This is a genomic window from Nocardia acidivorans NBRC 108247 (assembly GCF_001625085.1).
Classification (GTDB): Bacteria; Actinomycetota; Actinomycetes; order Mycobacteriales; family Mycobacteriaceae; genus Nocardia; species Nocardia acidivorans.
Map to the genome: position 1 here is coordinate 26,105 of NZ_BDAW01000012.1, position 16,950 is coordinate 43,054.

18 protein-coding genes are annotated in these 16,950 nt (G+C 68.7%); 10 read left to right on the plus strand and 8 right to left on the minus strand.

Annotated features, from left to right (window positions below):
• Positions 1–136: 136 nt before the first annotated feature.
• A complete protein-coding gene (locus tag NA10_RS36450) occupies positions 137–1,246 on the plus strand; it encodes a beta propeller repeat protein (RefSeq protein WP_067564526.1) in 1,110 nt (369 codons plus the stop codon).
• Here the strand turns inward: NA10_RS36450 and NA10_RS06145 are convergent.
• Positions 1,150–1,806 (minus strand): methyltransferase family protein, encoded by a 657-nt coding sequence (locus tag NA10_RS06145; protein WP_067564528.1) that lies wholly within the window; start codon positions 1,804–1,806, stop codon positions 1,150–1,152. The genes NA10_RS36450 and NA10_RS06145 overlap by 97 nt on opposite strands.
• Positions 1,807–1,894: 88 nt before the next feature.
• Positions 1,895–2,287 carry an Rv1352/Rv1906c domain-containing protein gene (locus NA10_RS06150; RefSeq protein WP_067564530.1) on the minus strand — a complete coding sequence of 131 codons (393 nt, stop codon included), beginning with the start codon at positions 2,285–2,287 and terminating at the stop codon, positions 1,895–1,897.
• A gap of 370 nt (positions 2,288–2,657) precedes the next feature.
• Here NA10_RS06150 and NA10_RS37485 point away from each other — a divergent pair, with 370 nt between their 5' ends.
• From NA10_RS37485 to NA10_RS06190, 8 genes are all read left to right on the plus strand, one after another.
• Positions 2,658–3,146: a hypothetical protein gene (locus NA10_RS37485; RefSeq protein WP_067564870.1), complete on the plus strand. Its 489-nt coding sequence runs from the start codon at positions 2,658–2,660 to the stop codon at positions 3,144–3,146.
• A gap of 5 nt (positions 3,147–3,151) precedes the next feature.
• The gene (locus NA10_RS06160) at positions 3,152–4,327 is read left to right on the plus strand and encodes a sensor histidine kinase (protein WP_067564531.1); all 1,176 of its coding nucleotides are present in this window, start codon (positions 3,152–3,154) and stop codon (positions 4,325–4,327) included.
• Positions 4,294–4,950, plus strand: coding sequence for a response regulator (locus NA10_RS06165; RefSeq protein ID WP_245677059.1), 657 nt, complete (start codon positions 4,294–4,296; stop codon positions 4,948–4,950). The genes NA10_RS06160 and NA10_RS06165 overlap by 34 nt, the downstream gene beginning before the upstream one ends.
• Positions 4,951–5,004: 54 nt before the next feature.
• Complete coding sequence (locus NA10_RS06170) at positions 5,005–5,367, plus strand: ACT domain-containing protein (RefSeq protein ID WP_067564536.1); 363 nt, start codon at positions 5,005–5,007, stop codon at positions 5,365–5,367.
• A 123-nt stretch (positions 5,368–5,490) separates the two neighbouring features.
• A complete protein-coding gene (locus NA10_RS06175) occupies positions 5,491–5,865 on the plus strand; it encodes a BlaI/MecI/CopY family transcriptional regulator (RefSeq protein WP_067564538.1) in 375 nt (124 codons plus the stop codon).
• 180 nt (positions 5,866–6,045) lie between these two features.
• Positions 6,046–6,498, plus strand: a complete 453-nt coding sequence (gene lpqS / locus NA10_RS06180; protein ID WP_067564540.1) for a putative copper homeostasis (lipo)protein LpqS — start codon at positions 6,046–6,048, stop codon at positions 6,496–6,498.
• 133 nt (positions 6,499–6,631) lie between these two features.
• Positions 6,632–7,720 (plus strand): PLP-dependent cysteine synthase family protein, encoded by a 1,089-nt coding sequence (locus NA10_RS06185; protein ID WP_281180154.1) that lies wholly within the window; start codon positions 6,632–6,634, stop codon positions 7,718–7,720.
• On the plus strand, positions 7,717–9,015 hold the full coding sequence (locus tag NA10_RS06190) for an MFS transporter (protein WP_373862340.1): 1,299 nt from the start codon (positions 7,717–7,719) through the stop codon (positions 9,013–9,015). The genes NA10_RS06185 and NA10_RS06190 overlap by 4 nt, the downstream gene beginning before the upstream one ends.
• On the opposite strand, the gene NA10_RS06195 is transcribed toward NA10_RS06190, so the two are convergent.
• The 6 genes from NA10_RS06195 to NA10_RS06220 all read right to left on the minus strand — a co-directional run bounded on the left by NA10_RS06195 (position 8,927) and on the right by NA10_RS06220 (position 16,029).
• Entirely contained in the window at positions 8,927–9,892 is a 966-nt protein-coding gene (locus NA10_RS06195) for a M56 family metallopeptidase (protein ID WP_067564542.1), read from the minus strand. The two genes, NA10_RS06190 and NA10_RS06195, sit on opposite strands and share 89 nt — an antisense overlap.
• A 281-nt stretch (positions 9,893–10,173) precedes the next feature.
• The gene (locus NA10_RS38505) at positions 10,174–13,050 is read right to left on the minus strand and encodes a thiamine pyrophosphate-dependent enzyme (RefSeq protein ID WP_373862341.1); all 2,877 of its coding nucleotides are present in this window, start codon (positions 13,048–13,050) and stop codon (positions 10,174–10,176) included.
• 138 nt (positions 13,051–13,188) lie between these two features.
• Entirely contained in the window at positions 13,189–13,644 is a 456-nt protein-coding gene (locus NA10_RS06210) for a 3'-5' exonuclease (RefSeq protein ID WP_218021461.1), read from the minus strand.
• Positions 13,619–13,765, minus strand: coding sequence for a 3'-5' exonuclease family protein (locus tag NA10_RS38095; RefSeq protein WP_218021462.1), 147 nt, complete (start codon positions 13,763–13,765; stop codon positions 13,619–13,621). Before NA10_RS38095 ends, NA10_RS06210 begins: the two co-directional genes overlap by 26 nt.
• Positions 13,766–13,820: 55 nt before the next feature.
• Entirely contained in the window at positions 13,821–14,603 is a 783-nt protein-coding gene (locus NA10_RS06215) for an META domain-containing protein (protein ID WP_067564544.1), read from the minus strand.
• A gap of 19 nt (positions 14,604–14,622) precedes the next feature.
• Positions 14,623–16,029, minus strand: a complete 1,407-nt coding sequence (locus NA10_RS06220) for a lipase family protein (protein ID WP_067564546.1) — start codon at positions 16,027–16,029, stop codon at positions 14,623–14,625.
• Positions 16,030–16,193: 164 nt separating this feature from the next.
• Here NA10_RS06220 and NA10_RS06225 point away from each other — a divergent pair, with 164 nt between their 5' ends.
• On the plus strand, positions 16,194–16,811 hold the full coding sequence (locus tag NA10_RS06225) for a TetR/AcrR family transcriptional regulator (RefSeq protein ID WP_067564547.1): 618 nt from the start codon (positions 16,194–16,196) through the stop codon (positions 16,809–16,811).
• The last annotated feature ends 139 nt before the right edge of the window (positions 16,812–16,950 follow it).

The following is a 16,950-nucleotide window of genomic DNA, read 5'->3' on the forward strand; positions in this document are numbered from 1 at the left end:
CCTAGCTCGTGCGATCGATCGCGGACTCGAGTGCGCCTCGGACGGAACGGATTTCGAGTAACCGGCCGGAACGGCCGACAACGGGGGCGGGCGTCTATAGGCTGCGTGCATCATTCCGTATTCGGTGGGAGGGCCGATGGCCTACTTCGATGGACCCGATGATGGTGGAGGGGAATTCGGGGGTGCGGGGGTGCCGGGTGGGGAGTCGGTGCTGCGGTTGGTGCGGGTGTTGCGGGAGGCGGGGTGGGATCCGGCGGCCGGGCGGGTTTCGGCGGTGGCGGTGGATCCGGAGGATGCGGCGCATGTGCTGGTGGGGGCGGGTAATGGTGGGGTCTGGGGGAGTTGGGATCGGGGGGAGAGTTGGCGGGCCTGTACCGGGAGTGCTTCGGCGTTGGCGGTGGGGGCGCTGGCGTTCGATCCGGGTCGGCCGGGGACGGTGTATTGCGGGACGGGGGAGGGCGATTGCTGGTTCTTTCTCGGGGCGGGGGTGCTCGCCTCGGCGGACGGCGGTGCCACCTGGTCGGTTCGCTGTTCGGATCCCTTTGTGGGGCAAGGGTTTTATCAGCTGCTGGTCGACCCGCGGGATTCCGGACGGCTGTTGGCGGCCACCACCGGTGGGATGTACACCTCCGATGATTCGGGTTCGACGTGGGTCCGGCGGCGCTCGGAGTGCACCTGGTCGATGGCGCTGGGCCGCGAGGAGATCTTGGCGGCCAGCTCGGACGGGGTCTGGCAATCCGACTATGCCGCAGGGACTTTCCGGCGCATACGGCTCCAAGGAGCGCCGTCCCGATTCACCCGGCTGGCAGTGGCGACCGCGCCGAGCGATCCCGCCATCGCCTACGCCTGGGGCACCGGCGAACCCTTCGACACCGACGGCAATCCGACCGCCTACCTGTGGCGGCGTGCCCGAAACGCCTGGAGCGCACAGCAACTCCCGCCCGGCGTGCGCACCGCGCAATCCTGGTACGACTGGTTCCTGGCGGTCGCGCCCGATAATGCCAATCAGATCTACGCCGGCGCCATCAACGTCCATCGCGGTGACCGCCGCGGCAGCGGATGGACCTGGATGGAAATCGGCGCCGAACCCGAGGGCGGCCCGGTCGATCAGCACGCCATCGCCTTCGAACCCGGTGCGCCCGGCATTGTCTATATCGGTTGCGACGGTGGGCTTTTCCGCAGTTCGGATCGCGGCCGCAGCTGGTCGCGGCGCGGGATGGGGATCAGCGCGCCGACCTCCTGCTGATAGCTCCGGTAGCGGTCCCCGAACGTCGCGACGAGGATGCGATCCTCCTCGCGCACCCGCCACAGCAGCCATCCCAGTACGAAGGCGAAGGTGACCACGCTGGCCCCGAAGCCGGCCAGGAGCGTGAGCCCGGTCACGGCCCCGAGGATGCCGGTGTAGATCGGATGCCGCACCACCCGATACGGCCCGCCGGTACGCAATTCGTGCTCTCGCTGGATCATCGGGCGCCCGGCCCACATGGTGCCCAGGGCCAGGCGCGCCCACACCATGAGCGCCGCCGAGACGATCACGAGCACCGAACCGGCCTCGGCCAGCGCCGGATTGCTCCAGGTCATCGCCTCCCGGATCGCGGTGGGCAGCAGATCCACGACGGCGATGAGTACGGCGAGTCCGAGCAGCATCCGCAGCTCGGGGAGCAGGGTGCGCGCGAAATACCAGAGCTTGTCGCGCACCGAGCCCGCCCGCCGCGCCGCGAACCAGACGGCGGTGACGAGCCAAACGATCCCGACCACTTGCAGACTCACCAGCGCGGCCGCGGGCAGTGCATGAATGATGACCATATTTCCAGCGTGCTACCGGTCCGCCCGCTCGACCACCACCCTCGGCACGACCGGTGTCCACCCGGGGGTGGACACCGGGCGGAGACGACTAGGACGACCCGGTGCCCGAACCGCTGCCACCGGAACCGCTACCGCCGGACCCGGTATTGATGGAGGTGGTGGTCCGCAATTTCCAGGTGCCGCACCCGGTGGTGAAGAAGGCGATATCACCCGGCTTGATCTCAACGGTGACCTTTCCGTTGATCGCTCCACCACTCTCGAGCACCGCGCTGAGATCCTCGGTGATGGCCGAGAGCCGAGCCCACGCGCAGACGGTCGCGGCGGTGGTCGTGGTGTACACGCCCGGCTTGATATCGACGCCGACCTTGAAGGTGGAGTCATATCCCATCGAATCCGCGACGGTGGCCGACGCGGGCCCCGCCGCACTCATCAGGGCGGCAGCGGTGAGGGCAATACCATTGACCCACAGGGTTTTACGCATGAACGCGAATCCTTTCGGTGGACCCGCGCGGATACCCGCGGCAATGCCGAGGACGCGCCGGCGACCCGACGTAGAGCATGTGAAATCGAAGTGTTTCGGAGAGTAGTGCCCGCCACCCCGCCCCGTCCCCGAAACCGCTCGACCGAGGTGCGCGTAATGACGCAGGCAAACGCCGGGCAGACCCCTGCGCCATTACCTGCGTGATCGCGGATCAGCCCGCGCCGGACCCGCCGCGCCAACTCCGCGTCGAGCGGATACGGCCGCTCCGGTGGCAGCAGCGCCTTGGCGCCTCTACTAAATCGGTGGATTTCCACCCGTGCTCCACCCCGGGGTGGTGGGATCGAGCTCCGGATTCGCCGACGCTCGAAACATGAATTCGCAGAACACGGTTGTCGAGGTCGTCCTCGTCCTGCTGGTGGTCGGATGGTTCGTGTACCGGCAGACCCGCTGGCAGGACCTGGACCCGAATCGGATCTGGCGCGGGCCGATCATTCTCGGCGTCATCGGATTCGTGCGGTTGCGGTCGGCGATTCCGGCGGCGGGGATCGGTGCGGTGGCCGTGGTGCTGCTCGTCATCTCCGCGGCGCTGAGTATCGCGGTCGGACTAGCCATGGGTGCGCTGTCTCAGGTGCGCCGGGCCGAGAGCGGGTGGCAGGCGCGGACCGGTCTGCTGGGTTCGCTGCTGTGGCTGGTCCTGCTCGCCGTGCGGATCGGCGTGGATATCGGGGCGAAGCACGCCGGTGCCGAGGTGGTCGCCTCGGTGGGGGCGATCCTGCTCATGCCGGCCTTGAATCGCGCGGGCCGCGGCGTGGTGCTGGCCGGTCGTGCCGGACAGCCGCGGCTGGTTGCGGCAGACTGAACCCGATGCTGATCGGTACGCCCCCGACTCGCCTGACCAGGCTGTTCCGCCTGGTCGGGCTGATCGCGGTGATCGTGACCTCGTGGCATGCGCCGGCGCTGCACGAGCCATGGGTGCTGATCGCCGCGGTGGTGTCCTGGATCGGCTGGGCGGGCTGGGTGGTGGCACCGCCCGCCGCCCGCGCGGAGCGAAACTGCCTGTGTGCCATGGCGGTCGGCGGCGGTATCACCGCCGTACAGCTCACCGGATCGATGATGACGGCGCTGGTGGTGATCGTTTTCGCCATCGCGGTCATGAGCGACCCGTTCTGGTTCGGACTCACGGTGGCGGCCGTGACCACGGCGGGAATGTTCCTCTCCGCCACGCTGGCCGGATCCACCGCGACCGGATTCCTCGGCCTGTTCGGGGTGGCGGGCCTGGTCGCCCTGATGGGCTGGAACCGGCGACAGACCCGCATCACCGCGGAACAGGATCGCCTGCTGCTGGAGCAGAGCCGGGTGATTCGCATCGAGCGGGATCGCGCCGCCGCGCTGGCCGAACGCGGCCGCATCGCCCGCGATATCCACGATGTCCTCGCGCACACCCTCGGCGGTCTGGTGCTGCAACTCGACGCCGCCGACGCCCTGCTCGAGGCCGGTGCGGTCGACAAGGCCGCCGAACGGGTGAAAGCCTCACACGCCCTGGCGGTTTCGGGCCTGGCCGATGCCCGCCGGGTGGTCGGGGCACTGCGCTCCGCGGAGTTCGATCTCGACGCCGAACTGCACCGGCTCACCACCGAACATCGAGCCGCCGGTGGGGCGGTGGACCTGCGCACCGAGACGAATTCACCCGATATCGGCGACCGAGCGGAGGTCGCGCTCGAACAGAGCGGTCCGACCCCCGAGCGTTCGGTGAGCGAGCAGGTGGCGGTGGCGCTGGCGCGTGCGGTGCAGGAGGCGCTGACCAATGCCCGCAAACACGCGCCCGGACAGCCGGTTACGCTCGTCCGGCACGACGAGGCCGACGATATCGAGTTCCGGGTGTCGAATCAGGTTGTGCCGCATATCGGTTCGCTGGCTCGGTCCGGAGCGGGCGCGGGCCTGCTCGGTATGCGGGAACGGATCGCGGCGGTCGGCGGCACGGTGACGGCGGGGAAGGAGGACGGTCGATGGACGGTGCGAATTCGAGTGCCGCGCAGATGATCACGGTGGTGGTCGCCGATGATCAGACCACCGTGCGGGACGGCCTGGCCACGGTGCTGTCCCTGCTCCCCGATGTCGAGGTGGTGGGCGAGGCCCGCGACGGCGCGGAGGCGGTCGAGCTGGTGCGCCGCCTGGCCCCGCGGGTAATCCTCATGGATCTGCGGATGCCCGGTATCGACGGCGTCACCGCGACCGCGACACTCACCGCGGCGCATCCGGCCACGGCCGTGCTGGTGCTCACCACCTATGCCGATGACGCCTCCATCGCCGGTGCGCTGCGCGCCGGGGCCCGCGGCTATCTCACCAAGGACGCCGGTCGCGCCGAGATCGCCGCCGCCATTCGCTCGGTCGCCAGCGGTCACACCACCCTCGCCGCCGATGTCGGCGCGCGCCTGGTCGCCGGTCTGGAGGCGCCCGCCGCGGCCACCGCCGATCTCACCGATCGCGAACTCGACGTGCTGCGCCTGATGGCCCAGGGGCGCAACAACTCCGAGATCGCCCGCGAACTGTTCATCGGCGTGAGCACCGTCAAGAGCCATATCAACTCCCTGTTCGGCAAACTCGGCGTCCGTGATCGCGGTCAGGCCATCGCCTACGCGCACCGCACCGGACTCGCGCGCTGAAGCCCGACTCCGGCGCGGACGGGGCCGGTCGGTGCCCGCCTCTACGATGCGTACATGACCGCCCGCCAGCGCCTGCGCATCGTCCCGTCACAGTTTGTGGTGGAGCATCTGCCGAACTCGACCTTCCCGGAGGATGACGACTGGATCGCGCTGGTGCGAGCGCCGGAGGGGCTCACCGTAATTCGTGAGGCCCCGGGCTGGGCCGAGGGTGAGCGCTGGAAGGGCATCTACGGCGACAGCGCGCACGGCGTGGATCAACCGGGCATGCTGGCCGCGCTGGTGGGCCCGCTGGCCGAATCGGCCATTCCGGTGTTCGTGGCCTCGACCTACCATGCCGATCTGGTGCTGGTGCCGGATCATCGCCTGGAGGAGGCGTCCACGGTGCTGCGCGAGGCCGGGCACCGCATCGTCGACTGACGCGCGGGCCCCGGATTCGGCTCCGGTTGCGCCGGGCGCACGCCGGGTGCACCATACTACTGTCTACGTACGTAGAACGTATGTGAGGGCATACGCTGCGGACCGGATGAGGAGATGAGACCCATGGGTGCGCGAGGCTTCGGCGAATTGGAAGCGGTCGTGATCGAACGGATCTGGGACCGCGCCGAGAAGACCACCGTCCGAGAGGTGTTCGACGGCCTGGCCGGCGAACGCGATATCGCCTACACCACCGTCATGTCCACCATGGACAACCTGCATCGCAAGGGCTGGCTCGAGCGTGAGCGCGTCGGCAAGGCGTACGCCTACTGGCCCACCCTGAGCCGCGAGGAGTACAGCGCCCGCCTCATGTGCGAGGCGCTGGGCAGCGGTGGCCGCTCCGATCTGGTGCTCGCGCATTTCGTCGAGCAGATGAGCGCCGAGGAGTCCGAGGGCCTGCGCGCCGCCCTGCGCAAACTCACCCGGGGCAAGCGCGCATAGTTTCGTCCCCCATCGTTTCGCTTCGAATTCATCTGCCGTGCATCGACTCGCGTATCTGGTTTCAACTAAGTACGTACGGAGATAGTAGATTGTTTCGAGGCGATGTCAATCATGTCGCCACACCGGGCATGATCGAGCGAAAACGACGCCCGGTCAATCGGATTCGACGGGGGAGGTGGCGTGCGGCAGGTGCGGCGATGGTCACCGGCCATGCTGATCGGATTGCTGGGCGCCATCCTGCTGCTGTTCGCGATGCTCGCCGAATGCACGCTCTCGCATGCGGACCGGCACAGTCACGCCGTAGCCGGGAGCAGCGCGCAGCGGGGTGAACCCGCACCGGATACGGCGAACGCCCCGCTCGATTCCATCGCCGCCGCTGCCCTCGAACCCCGCCGCGCGGTAGGGGAATTCGTCGACTGCTCCCCGCATCACCAGCACTGCCCGGAGGGTCTGCTCGCGGTCACCCCGGAGGGCATCCACGCACCGTCGCTGTCGCTGAACGCGCTCGCGCACGCCGTGCTCACCTCCGCGCCGATCATCGGCGCGCATCCCGGACGCGGCCCGCCATCGTGCCCGCTCCCCACCGTCAGCGGCCGAATGCTGTTGACGCGCTTGTGTATCGCCCGACGCTGATCGGTCAGCGCCAGGCCGATGTGTATTCGCCACCGGCCGGTGTTCGCTGCCCGCACTCGTCCTGCCGCCGGTCGGCGGCTCGATACCGAAAGCGACAGTCATGGACAAGATCACGCTCGGCAAGCTCGCCGCGATGGTCGACGAACAGGTGGTGTCCGCGCCCGGCGTGGCCCGGCAACCGCGCGCCCTGGTGGGCAATACCCCGGTGCTGTGGGTCGGGGAACCCTTCGCGCCCGCCGGATCCGGCTTCTGGGCCAAGCTCGAGGGCTGCAACCCCGGTGGGATGAAGGATCGGCCCGCCCTGCATATGGTGTGCTGCGCCGAACAGCGCGGCGATCTCGTACCGGGCGCACGGATCATCGAATCCACCAGTGGCACCTTGGGACTCGGTCTGGCACTGGCGGGGCTCGTCTATCGCCATCCGGTGACGGTGGTGACCGATCCGGGACTGGAACCGATCGTCGCCCGCATGCTCACCGCGTACGGCGCGCGGGTGGATTTGGTGGCCGCACCGCATCCGATCGGCGGCTGGCAGCAGGCGCGGCGTGACCGCGTCGCCGAATTGCTTGCGGCGGAACCGGATTCCTGGTGCCCGGACCAGTACAGCAATCCCGACAATGTCGACGGCTACGAATCGCTGGCCCTGGAACTCATCGAGCAACTCGGCGTCATCGACGTCCTGGTGTGCGCGGTGGGCACCGGCGGGCACTCCGCCGGTGTCGCGCGGGTACTGCGGCGATTCAATCCGGCGCTGCGACTCATCGGCGTGGATACCGTGGCCTCCACCATTTTCGGGCAGGCCGCCGGGCCGCGGCTCATGCGCGGCCTGGGCTCGAGCATCTATCCGCGCAATGTGGATTACGCCGCCTTCGCCGAAGTCCATTGGATCGCACCGGCCGAGGCCGTCTGGGCCTGCCGCACCCTGGCCGCGGGCTATCACGCCAGTGGCGGCTGGAGTGTGGGCGCGGTCGCCCTGGTGGCGGGCTGGGCGGCGCGGGTATCCGGCCCGGATCGCACGGTGGCGGCGGTCTTCCCCGATGGTCCGCACCGCTACTTCGACACCGTGTACAACGACGCCTACTGTGCCGAGCACGGCCTGTTGACCGCGCCACCCGCCGAGCCGGATACCCTGGCGTATCCGACGCAACGACAGGTGCGGTCCTGGACGCGCTGCGAAACCGTGCTGGATCCCAGCGAATTCACCCCGGAGCCCGCCCGGTGAGCATCCTCGCGAAATTCCGCGGCTTCGATACCGCGGCTCAACTGCTCATGGTCAATCAGTTCGGCATCAACCTGGGCTTCTACATGCTGATGCCCTATCTGGCCGGATACCTCGCCGGGCCACTGGGTTTGGCGGCTTGGGCGGTCGGTCTGGTCCTCGGGGTGCGCAATTTCTCCCAGCAGGGCATGTTCCTGCTCGGCGGCACCCTGGCCGATCGGCTCGGATACAAACCGTTGATCGTGGCCGGATGTCTGCTGCGCACAGCGGGATTCGGGCTGCTGGCCTTCGCCACCTCAGTGCCCGCGCTACTGATCGCTTCGGCGGCAACGGGATTCGCCGGAGCACTGTTCAATCCGGCGGTGCGCGCGTATCTCGCCGCGGATGCGGGGGAGCGACGGGTGGAGGCGTTCGCGGTCTTCAACGTCTTCTATCAGGCGGGCATTCTCGCGGGACCACTGGTCGGACTCGCCCTGATGGCCTTGGAGTTTCGCGTCACCGCGGGGGTGGCGGCGCTCGTCTTCGCCGCGCTGACGGTGGCGCAGCTCTTCGCCCTGCCCGCCCGCCGAGCCGCGCCGACGACCGAGACCTCGATCATGCAGGACTGGCGGACGGTGATCGGTAATCGCCGATTCCGGTACTTCGCCCTGGCCATGACGGGCTCCTATGTGCTGTCGTTCCAGGTGTATCTGGCGCTGCCGTTGCAGGCGGACTACATCGCCGGGGATCGCGCACAGGTGGTGACGTCCGCACTGTTCGTCATCTCGGGCGTGGTGGCGGTGGCGGGACAGCTGCGTATCACCGCGTGGCTCCGTCGGCGATGGGGAACGAGTCGCAGCCTGGTGGCCGGAATGGCGATGCTCGCCCTGGCGTTCCTGCCGCTCGTGATCGTGCCCGGCACAGGCGGATTCGGCCCGGTCGCCGCCGTTGCGGCTCTGCTGATCGCAGCCGCGCTCTTGGCGGTCGGTTCGGCGGCGGTATTCCCGTTCGAAATGGACACCGTCGTCTCGCTGTCCGAGAATCGCCTGGTCGCAACCCATTACGGCTTCTACAACACGGTGGTGGGCATCGGCATCCTGATCGGCAATCTGGCCACCGGCGCGGTGGTGGGCGCGGCCCGTGCGGCCGGTGCGGATCGCGCGGTGTGGATCGGGCTCATTCTCATCGGCGCGGTGGCGACCGCGGCGCTGTACGCGCAGGATCGGGCGCTCACTCGATCGGAGTGCAGACCATCAGACCGATTGCCGCCGCGATCACCGAGGCCAGCGGAATCAGCGCCGCCGACGCGGCGGCGGTGATGAGCGCCAATCTGGCGCGCAGCCGCAGTGCGGGCGCGGCGGGTACGGCCAGACGCTCGACTCGCGCCGTGAGCCCGACCTCTCCGGCATTGCCGAGCGTGCCGACCGGCCCCTCGGCAATGCCGGAGAGGGTGAGCAGCGCCTGAAGTACGGTGCCGCGGCCGTGAATTCGGGCCGCGGCATCGTCGGCGATCATCTCCAGCAGCCGGGCCACCTCGGCCGCGCCCACGGTGAACAGGTCGATTCGCGGCATGACCGTGGCCAAGCCGCGGGTGAGGGCGAGCACCAGATGATGCCTGCCCTCGAGGTGCGCGCGTTCATGACTGAGCACGGCATCGAGATGATCGTCGGTGAGCGCGCGCAGCACGCCGCGACTGACCACGACCGTATGTGGTTTGCCCGCAACGCAATACGCGGCGGGTTGATCGACATCGAGGACGACCGCGTTCAAGCGGGCGTGGTGCCGCCCGGCCAATCGCGCCATCCGCGCGTGCTCATGGGTGATGCGCCGTGCCCGCAATAGCGTCTGGGCGAGCCGGGTCGCCACCAGCCCGGCCGCGAGCGCGGAGAAGCCGGACAGCAGCAGGAGCCCCGCCTGCACCGGCATGCCGTACCGCCCGATCGCCGCATCGTGCAGGTGCAGCAGGCAGCTGTCCATGAAGCGCTGCGGGACGGTTGACACCCGGTGGGTCGCGAGATCGAGAATCAGAATAATGAGCGCGACGGCCCAGGCGAGCACCGTCGAGGCCATTGATGCGAGCCAGGCGGCGAGCGCCACCCGGGGCGTCGCGCCCACATGTCCAACTCGGCGCAGCAGTCGCGGTGCGAGGACGGCGACCGCGAATCCGTAGAGGGCCAGACATGCGGAAATGCTCATCGGGCCATCTGCCGTCCAGCCGCCCGCATCGAACTCCTCCCGTTGACCGGCCCGAGTCTACGTAGAAAACCTGAGGGAACCCTTACTTTCGTGCTTGGGCTATTGCGCCGGGCGATGCTCGTCCGGTAATACTATCTACGTACGGAGATAGTAGATAACAGCTTGTGCCGCCCCCTCATCGGCACAGGGGCGCCGACCGGACCGGCGTCGGCGACGAGCGGACGGGGGACCACCCCTCATCGGGCCTGCTCTGCTCGTCGCCAAACCTCCGTCGAGGGAAATCAGAGCGCGGCGAGCAGTTTGTCCGCCGCCGCCTCGATCCGATCCTCGTCCAGCAGAACGGAATTCGCGGCCGGGCCCAAAGGGATGAAACTGTCCTCACTGGTGACCCGGGCAATGCGCCCGTCGAATCCGGCATCCAGCAGCGCGGTGCACACCGCCTCGGAAACGCCTCCACTGCGGCGGGTTTCATCGGCGATGAGCACGCGACCGGTCGCGCGCGCGTTGTCCAGCAGATCATCGACCGGCAGCGGCGCGAGCCAGCGCAGATCCACGACCCGCGCGTGCACGCCGCGCTCGGCCAGCCGCCGCGCCACCCGCAGACTCATCGGCACGCCATTGGCGAAACTGACGATCGTCAAATGCGTTCCGGTGCCGTGCACGCGGGCCTGGCCGATCTCGATATGACGCACCGCGTCCGCCGGGGCCAGCCAGCCGCCGTCGCCGGGGCGGTGCAGATCACGCGTGTGATAGAGCGCGATCGGCTCCAGGTAGACGCAGACCCGCCCGTCCACCCGCGCGGCGGAGACACAGGTGCGCAGCATGGCGGCGGCATCGTCGGCGCGGGATGGCGTGGCGATCACCAGACCGGGGATATCCCGCAGTGCCGCAATGGAATTGTCATTGTGAAAGTGTCCGCCGAAGCCCTTCTGATAGGCGTATCCGGCGATGCGCACCACCAGCGGATTGCGGTACTGCCCATTGGAGAAGAAGGACAGCGTCGCCGCCTCGCCGCGCAGTTGATCCTCGGCATTGTGTACGTAGGCCAGGTACTGGATCTCCGGAATCGGGACGAATCCGGCCAGCGCGGAGCCCAGGGCGGTGCCGAGCACGCTCTGTTCATCCAGGAGTGTGTCGAAAACCCTTCGCACGCCGAAGGTCTGCTGCAAACCCTTGGTGACGCCGTACACCCCGCCCTTGCGCCCGACATCCTCACCGAACACCAGCACATCCGCATCGCGGCTCAGCAGCTGCCCGAGCGTGTGATTGACGGCCTGCGCCAACGTCATCGGAGTTCCGGCGGCACTCGCCGAATTCGCCCCCGAAACCGGTTGACCCGCAGCGGCGTACTTCGGCGCGATCGCCCGAGGGCTCCCCGATGCGGAGGCGGCCGACCGCGCGGAGCCGCTGACGGCCGAGCCGCCCACACCCGATTCGCCGCGGTCGACCGCGCTCGACCCGGTGCGACCGCCCGAACCCGTGGCCCCAACGGGGACCGATCCGGTGAGAGCGCCCCCGCCGGAGCCGGTCGAGCCGGCGGCCCCGGATCCCGAGCCGATGGCGACCGATCCGGTGAGACCGCCCGCGTCCGGGCCGGAGGAGCCGACGGGGGCGGATCTCGAGGAGCTGCCGGGTGCCGATCGCGTGAGACCGCCCGCGCCCGAGCCGGAGGAGCCGACGCTGGTGGATCCCGGGGAGCTGCCGGGTGCCGGTCCGGTGAGACCACCTCCGGTCGATCTGGTCGACCCATGGGTCGTGGATCCCGTCGAGCCGACCGTGCCCGAGCCGGTGGTACCGACGGTGACCGAGCCGGTAAGGCCGCCTCCGCCGGAGCCGGTGGATCCGCCGGTGCCGGATCCCGTGGAGCCGATGGTGACCGAGCCCGAGGACCCGAGGGTGACCGAGCTGGTGGAGTTGGTGGCCACCGCGCCGGTGGAGATCGCGGCCGCTGTGCCGGTGGCATTGACGGCGGCCGAGCCGGGGATCGCCGAGGCCGTGCCGCTGGTGCGCAGGGCGTCGGTGCGCACCACGCTCGGCCGGGACGGCGCGATCGGGGCCATGATCGCGCTCGCGGAGGTGAGTTTCGCTTCGCCCCAGACGCTTTCGGCCGTCGCGGTGACGCGCGCCCCGATATCGCTGTACCGGCGCAGGATCTCGCCGGGTGTGGCGAAGCCCGCGGTGATCAGCAACCGTGCGGTGCGGGTCACCGGATCGCCGTGCAGATCGCTCGCCAAATCGGCGGGGCGGCGATACGCGGTCTCGACATCGGATCCGGCATGGCCGAGCAGTCGCACGGTCCGCATTCGCAGGAATGCCGGTTTGCGGTGCGCGCGAACCCAATTCGCCGCCTCCTGAGCGGTGGCGAAGGTCTCCGCGAGGTCCGAGCCGTCGGTGTCGAACCAGCGCAGTCCGGGTCGTGCACCGTACGCCTGCTCGATCCATCCGCGCGGGGTCGGCACGCTGATCCCGATGCCATTGTCCTCGCACACGAACAGCAATGGCATGGGCACGCCCAGCTGCGCGGTGTGCACGGCGGTATTGATCGCACCCACCGCCGTCGAGTGATTGGCCGAGGCATCGCCGAAACTGCACACCACCACCGCGTCCGAAGGCCATTCGCAGGCCACCTTCAGCTGCATGGCGCGTTCGAGCGCGAAGGCCAGCCCCACCGCGCGCGGCAGATGCGAGGCGATGGTGGAGGTCTGCGGAATGATATTCGCGGCCTTGCTGCCGAAAACCTTGTGCCGCCCACCGGAAATCGGATCGGCGACCGCCGCCACCACCCCCAGCAGCACATCCCTGATCGGATCCAGCCCCGCGACCCGCCGGGCCCGCTGGACGAAGAACGCCCCCGAGCGATAGTGCAGCAGCGCCGGATCGTCCACCCGCAGCGCCGCCGCCACCGCCGCATTCCCCTCATGTCCCGAGGAGCCGATGCTGTAGTACCCGCGCCCCTCGCGCGCGAGCTGCCGCGCCGCCAGATCCAGCTGCCGCGAGGTGGCCTGCGCCTCGAACAGTTCCAGGCCCTGCGTCCCGGTCAGCCGACTCCCCGGCGTGAGCGATTCCTGTTGTGGCCGAGCCGCTCCCGGTCTCGTGGCCGCGACTTCCGCGCGAAACCATCCATCGACTTCGGCCTCCCGCTCGTTGATGCGACCCACCCTCTCCCGTATGTCCCATATGTCGCGTCCGCCGGGCATCACACTAGATGCGAAAAGCGCAGGTCCGGCGCAACTCCAGTCGGGTCGGCTGGTCGCGGCACTCCCTCGATTGTGGCGCGGCCGGCAGCGGTGTGCGAGCTATTCGGGCCAGTCGCCCCGCCGCATCATGTCGATGATCAAGGCCGCGATATTCCAGGCGTCATCCCCGCCGCGATGATGGGTCCCCTCGAGCGGCAGCTCCGCCGCCTTCAGCGCGCCCGCCATACCGAAGCGGTGCCCGGTGCCGCGCGAGGCCGAGAACGCGAGTTTGGCATTGGTGTGCCTCGAGCCGAAAGGGTAGGGGACTTCGGTTGCGGCACACTGTCGTTCGAACTGCTGACGGTCGTACGCGCCCCAACTGGCCCACGGTCTGGAATCGGCGTGGAATTCGGTCCGCAGCAGCGCGCACGCCTCGGCGAAGGAGATGCCGGTGGCCACCAACTCCGGGGTGAGGGTGGTCAGTTCGGTGCAGAATTCGCTGACCGTCGAGCGCTCCGGGCGCACCAGAATGCTGTGTTCGGCCACGCGTTCACGGGCCTCGGTATACGCGTTCACGGGCCTCGGTATCCAGGACGCAGAGCCCGATCTCGATGATCTCCATCGGTTGGCCGGGCGGGTTCGGCCCGCGCCAGCAGGTGGCTTCCACATCCACCACATTGAGGTACCTGGTATGCATCGCCGGACGGTACCGCTCGGATACCGCCCGGCGACGACGATTTCGACGCCCCGCGCTACTCCGCGTGCAGTTTCAGTCCCGTCCCGTTGCCGGTGTTCTTCAGGCTCAGCGTAGTGGCATCGACTGTGGCCGTGACCTTTCCGTCCAGAGCCGTCAGCACCGCCCGCTCCACATCCATCACCTGCGGATCGCACATCATCTTGGTGGTGGCGATCTGGAAGCTGATCTCGGAGCCGCTGATCTCGGCGCGCCCGGTCATGGTGTTGCAGCCCGCGGTACCCGAGACCGATCCGTCCGGTGCGATGGTGAGCGTCGGGCGCACCTCGTCCAGGGTCCGCGACCGCTCGACCGCGTCATTGCGCACCAGCGAGTCGACGATCCACGGCGTCCCGACCATCGGCTTGTCCGGATTCGCGACCTTGCGATCGAGCAGCGTCACCGTGCTGCCATTACCGGTGATGGTCAGATCCGAGCCGCTGAGCTTCCAGGTCGGCGAGGAGCGCAGCACCCCGAGCGCCCACTCGTCCGCGCCCGCGTTCTCGCCCGGGCAGCCCATCATGGTGCTGGCCAGCTCACCGACCTTCAGAACCCCGCCGTCCAGGGTAACCGGCCCGGTCGCGGTATTGCAGCCCGCGTTCGCGGACACCCGCCCGTCCCGGAACTGCAGCGTCAACGGCCCGCCACCCGGAATCCCGGTCCCCTCGACCCCGGTGGATACGAACGACCGTCCCATCGGCGTCTCCGTCGGCTGATCGCCGGCCTGCTGCGAATTCGTGCACCCGGCCACCGCCCCCACCGTCACGGCGAGCAGCGCACACCACCTGCGAGTTGCTGACATGTAGCCGATCGTACGGACCTCACACCGGCATGCCGAGTGCCGACGCGAGGGTTCCGCCGATCGCCTGGACGAAGGCCGCGAGCGCGCCCGGGTCCAGGAATTCGGTGGGGACGTCACGTTGATGGCAACCCGGTTGGGCGGCAACGCCATTGAGGCGGGCATCGAGCCACAGGACCGCGCTGGCCGTGCCGGAGACGGCGGCGACGCCGTGTTCGGAGAGCAGGTCCCGGGTGTAGGCGACGCTGGCGTTCGGGTCCTGGCAGTAGGTGTCGTAGAGGTTGTTGACCGCGTTGATCGGCATCACCTCGTCGAGCGGGGCCTCGTAGAGGTAGACGGGCGCGGCCGGGGTGCCGCGGCGGCCGAGGCTGAGTTCGTCCAGCACCGGCTGCATTTCGGGCGAGCGCATGGGGTCGCCCGGATAGTCGAACAGGCCCTTGATGTCGATGAACGGGAACCCCGCGAATTGTAGTGCCACGCATTGGTTTTCGTGTACCAGGCGGACGGCCTTGCCGAGCGGATTCATATGCTGCTCGATGAACCGGTTGACCTCGGGGTACTCGCGGGCGACGCCGAACAGCCCGCCCAGGACCGCCCCGCCGAAGGTGGAGGTGCCGTTGTTGTAGTCGACGGCCATGCGGATATCGGCCATCAGGCCGCCCGTGGCGGAGCCGACGATATTCAGTTCGGGAGCGTACTCGGGAGCGAGTTCCGCGGCGTGCGCGGTGGGAATGGCCCCGCCCGAATACCCCCACATCGTGACACGGGTGGCCGCGCCGGTCAGGGCGGCGGGCTCGAAATTCTCCGCGGCGCGAATGCCGTCGAGGGTGATGCGACCGCCGAGTGGGCCGACCGCGTAGGCGGCGTTCGGTCCCTGGTGATCGGGGATGACCACGGCGTGCCCGCGCTGCAACATGGCCTGGACCTCGATGAACTCCGCGCCGATCACGGGATTCAGCGGATTGGGCAGCGACCCCATCTGCAGGGTGTAGGACGGCGCGCAATTCTGCGACAGCGAATCCTCGGCGAACTGGAAGGAGAGCAGGCCGCGCTCGCCGCTCGGGGCAGGGCGATGCGGGACGATGACGGTCGCGACCGCCGCGATCGCCGCACCCCGGGTATCGGTGCTGCGATAGGACAGCTGCCAGGCGTTCACATTGAGCGGAATCAGCCAGAAATTGGCGAGATTCACCTGTCGTGCGGCCAGGATCTCACCGGGTCGCGCCGCCGCCACCTTCGACGAATCCGGTTGGTAGAAAACGGGATCCAGGTATGGCGGGGCCGGGGGCAATGGAAAGGGGAGTGCTGGATCAACCGTAACCGGCTCCGCCGCAGCGGTATTCGGTGCGATCGGGCACAGGCTCATGGTCAATCCGGCTGCCACGGCCAGGCAGGCTTGGGCGATGGTCGCCCGGGTCCCCGCTGTCATTTCGAACTCCTCCACGCCACCCGAGCGCCCACCCCCCGAGTAAATAGAGAGCGCTTGGTATCTAAGTTGTGCCGCCGACCCTAGGGCGTGGGCATGGAGTGTGTCAACGCTCACGTCGGGGTGCTGATTCGTCACCCCCCGCGCACACGGCAGGATGGTGCGATGTGACTGAAGTTTCGCGTCCGCGCCGCACCCAGCAGGAGCGCCGGACCGCCACGGTGACCAAACTGGTCGACGCCACCATCGCGGCGATCGGAGAGGTCGGCTATCAACGCTCCACGGTGCAGGAGATCTGCGGTCGCGCCGGACTCTCGGCCGGGGCCATGTTCCGCCAGTTCGACACCCGCCTGGATTTGATCGTGCGCACCACGCAGGAGGGGTTCGGCCGCCAGCTCGACGCGTATCGCTCGACCATGGAACGCCTTGGCGCACAGGACAATGCCCTCGATACCGCCCTGCGATTCCTGCGCGCGGCGCAATCGTCGCACCTCTCGCACGCACTGCGCGAGATCTTCCTGGCCGCACGTTCGGATGCCGAACTGCGCCGGCGCATCGAACCCATCGCGCAGGCCTACTACGGCGAAATCGTGGCAACCTTGGACCGCACCGGACTGCTCGACGCCTATCCGGCCGAGAGCCGAGAGCCGATCTTCTTCCTGGTGCTGCACCTGTTCTCGGGTGAGGCGGTGGTCCGCGGCGTCTACCCGCGACCCGAGATCGACGATGCCGTCCTGCGGCTGATCGAGGACATGCTCGCCATGTACGCCACCCGCGACCCGTAGCGCGCGGTCGCACCGACGGGCATGTACTCACGCGGCTGCTGCCCCTGCTCGCCCATGACCGGCTGCACCTCTCGTCCTCCGGCAACGGTCTGGTCCTGGCCGCGTTGGGCGCGGACGCGGTCTTCGGCGCGACCCAGCC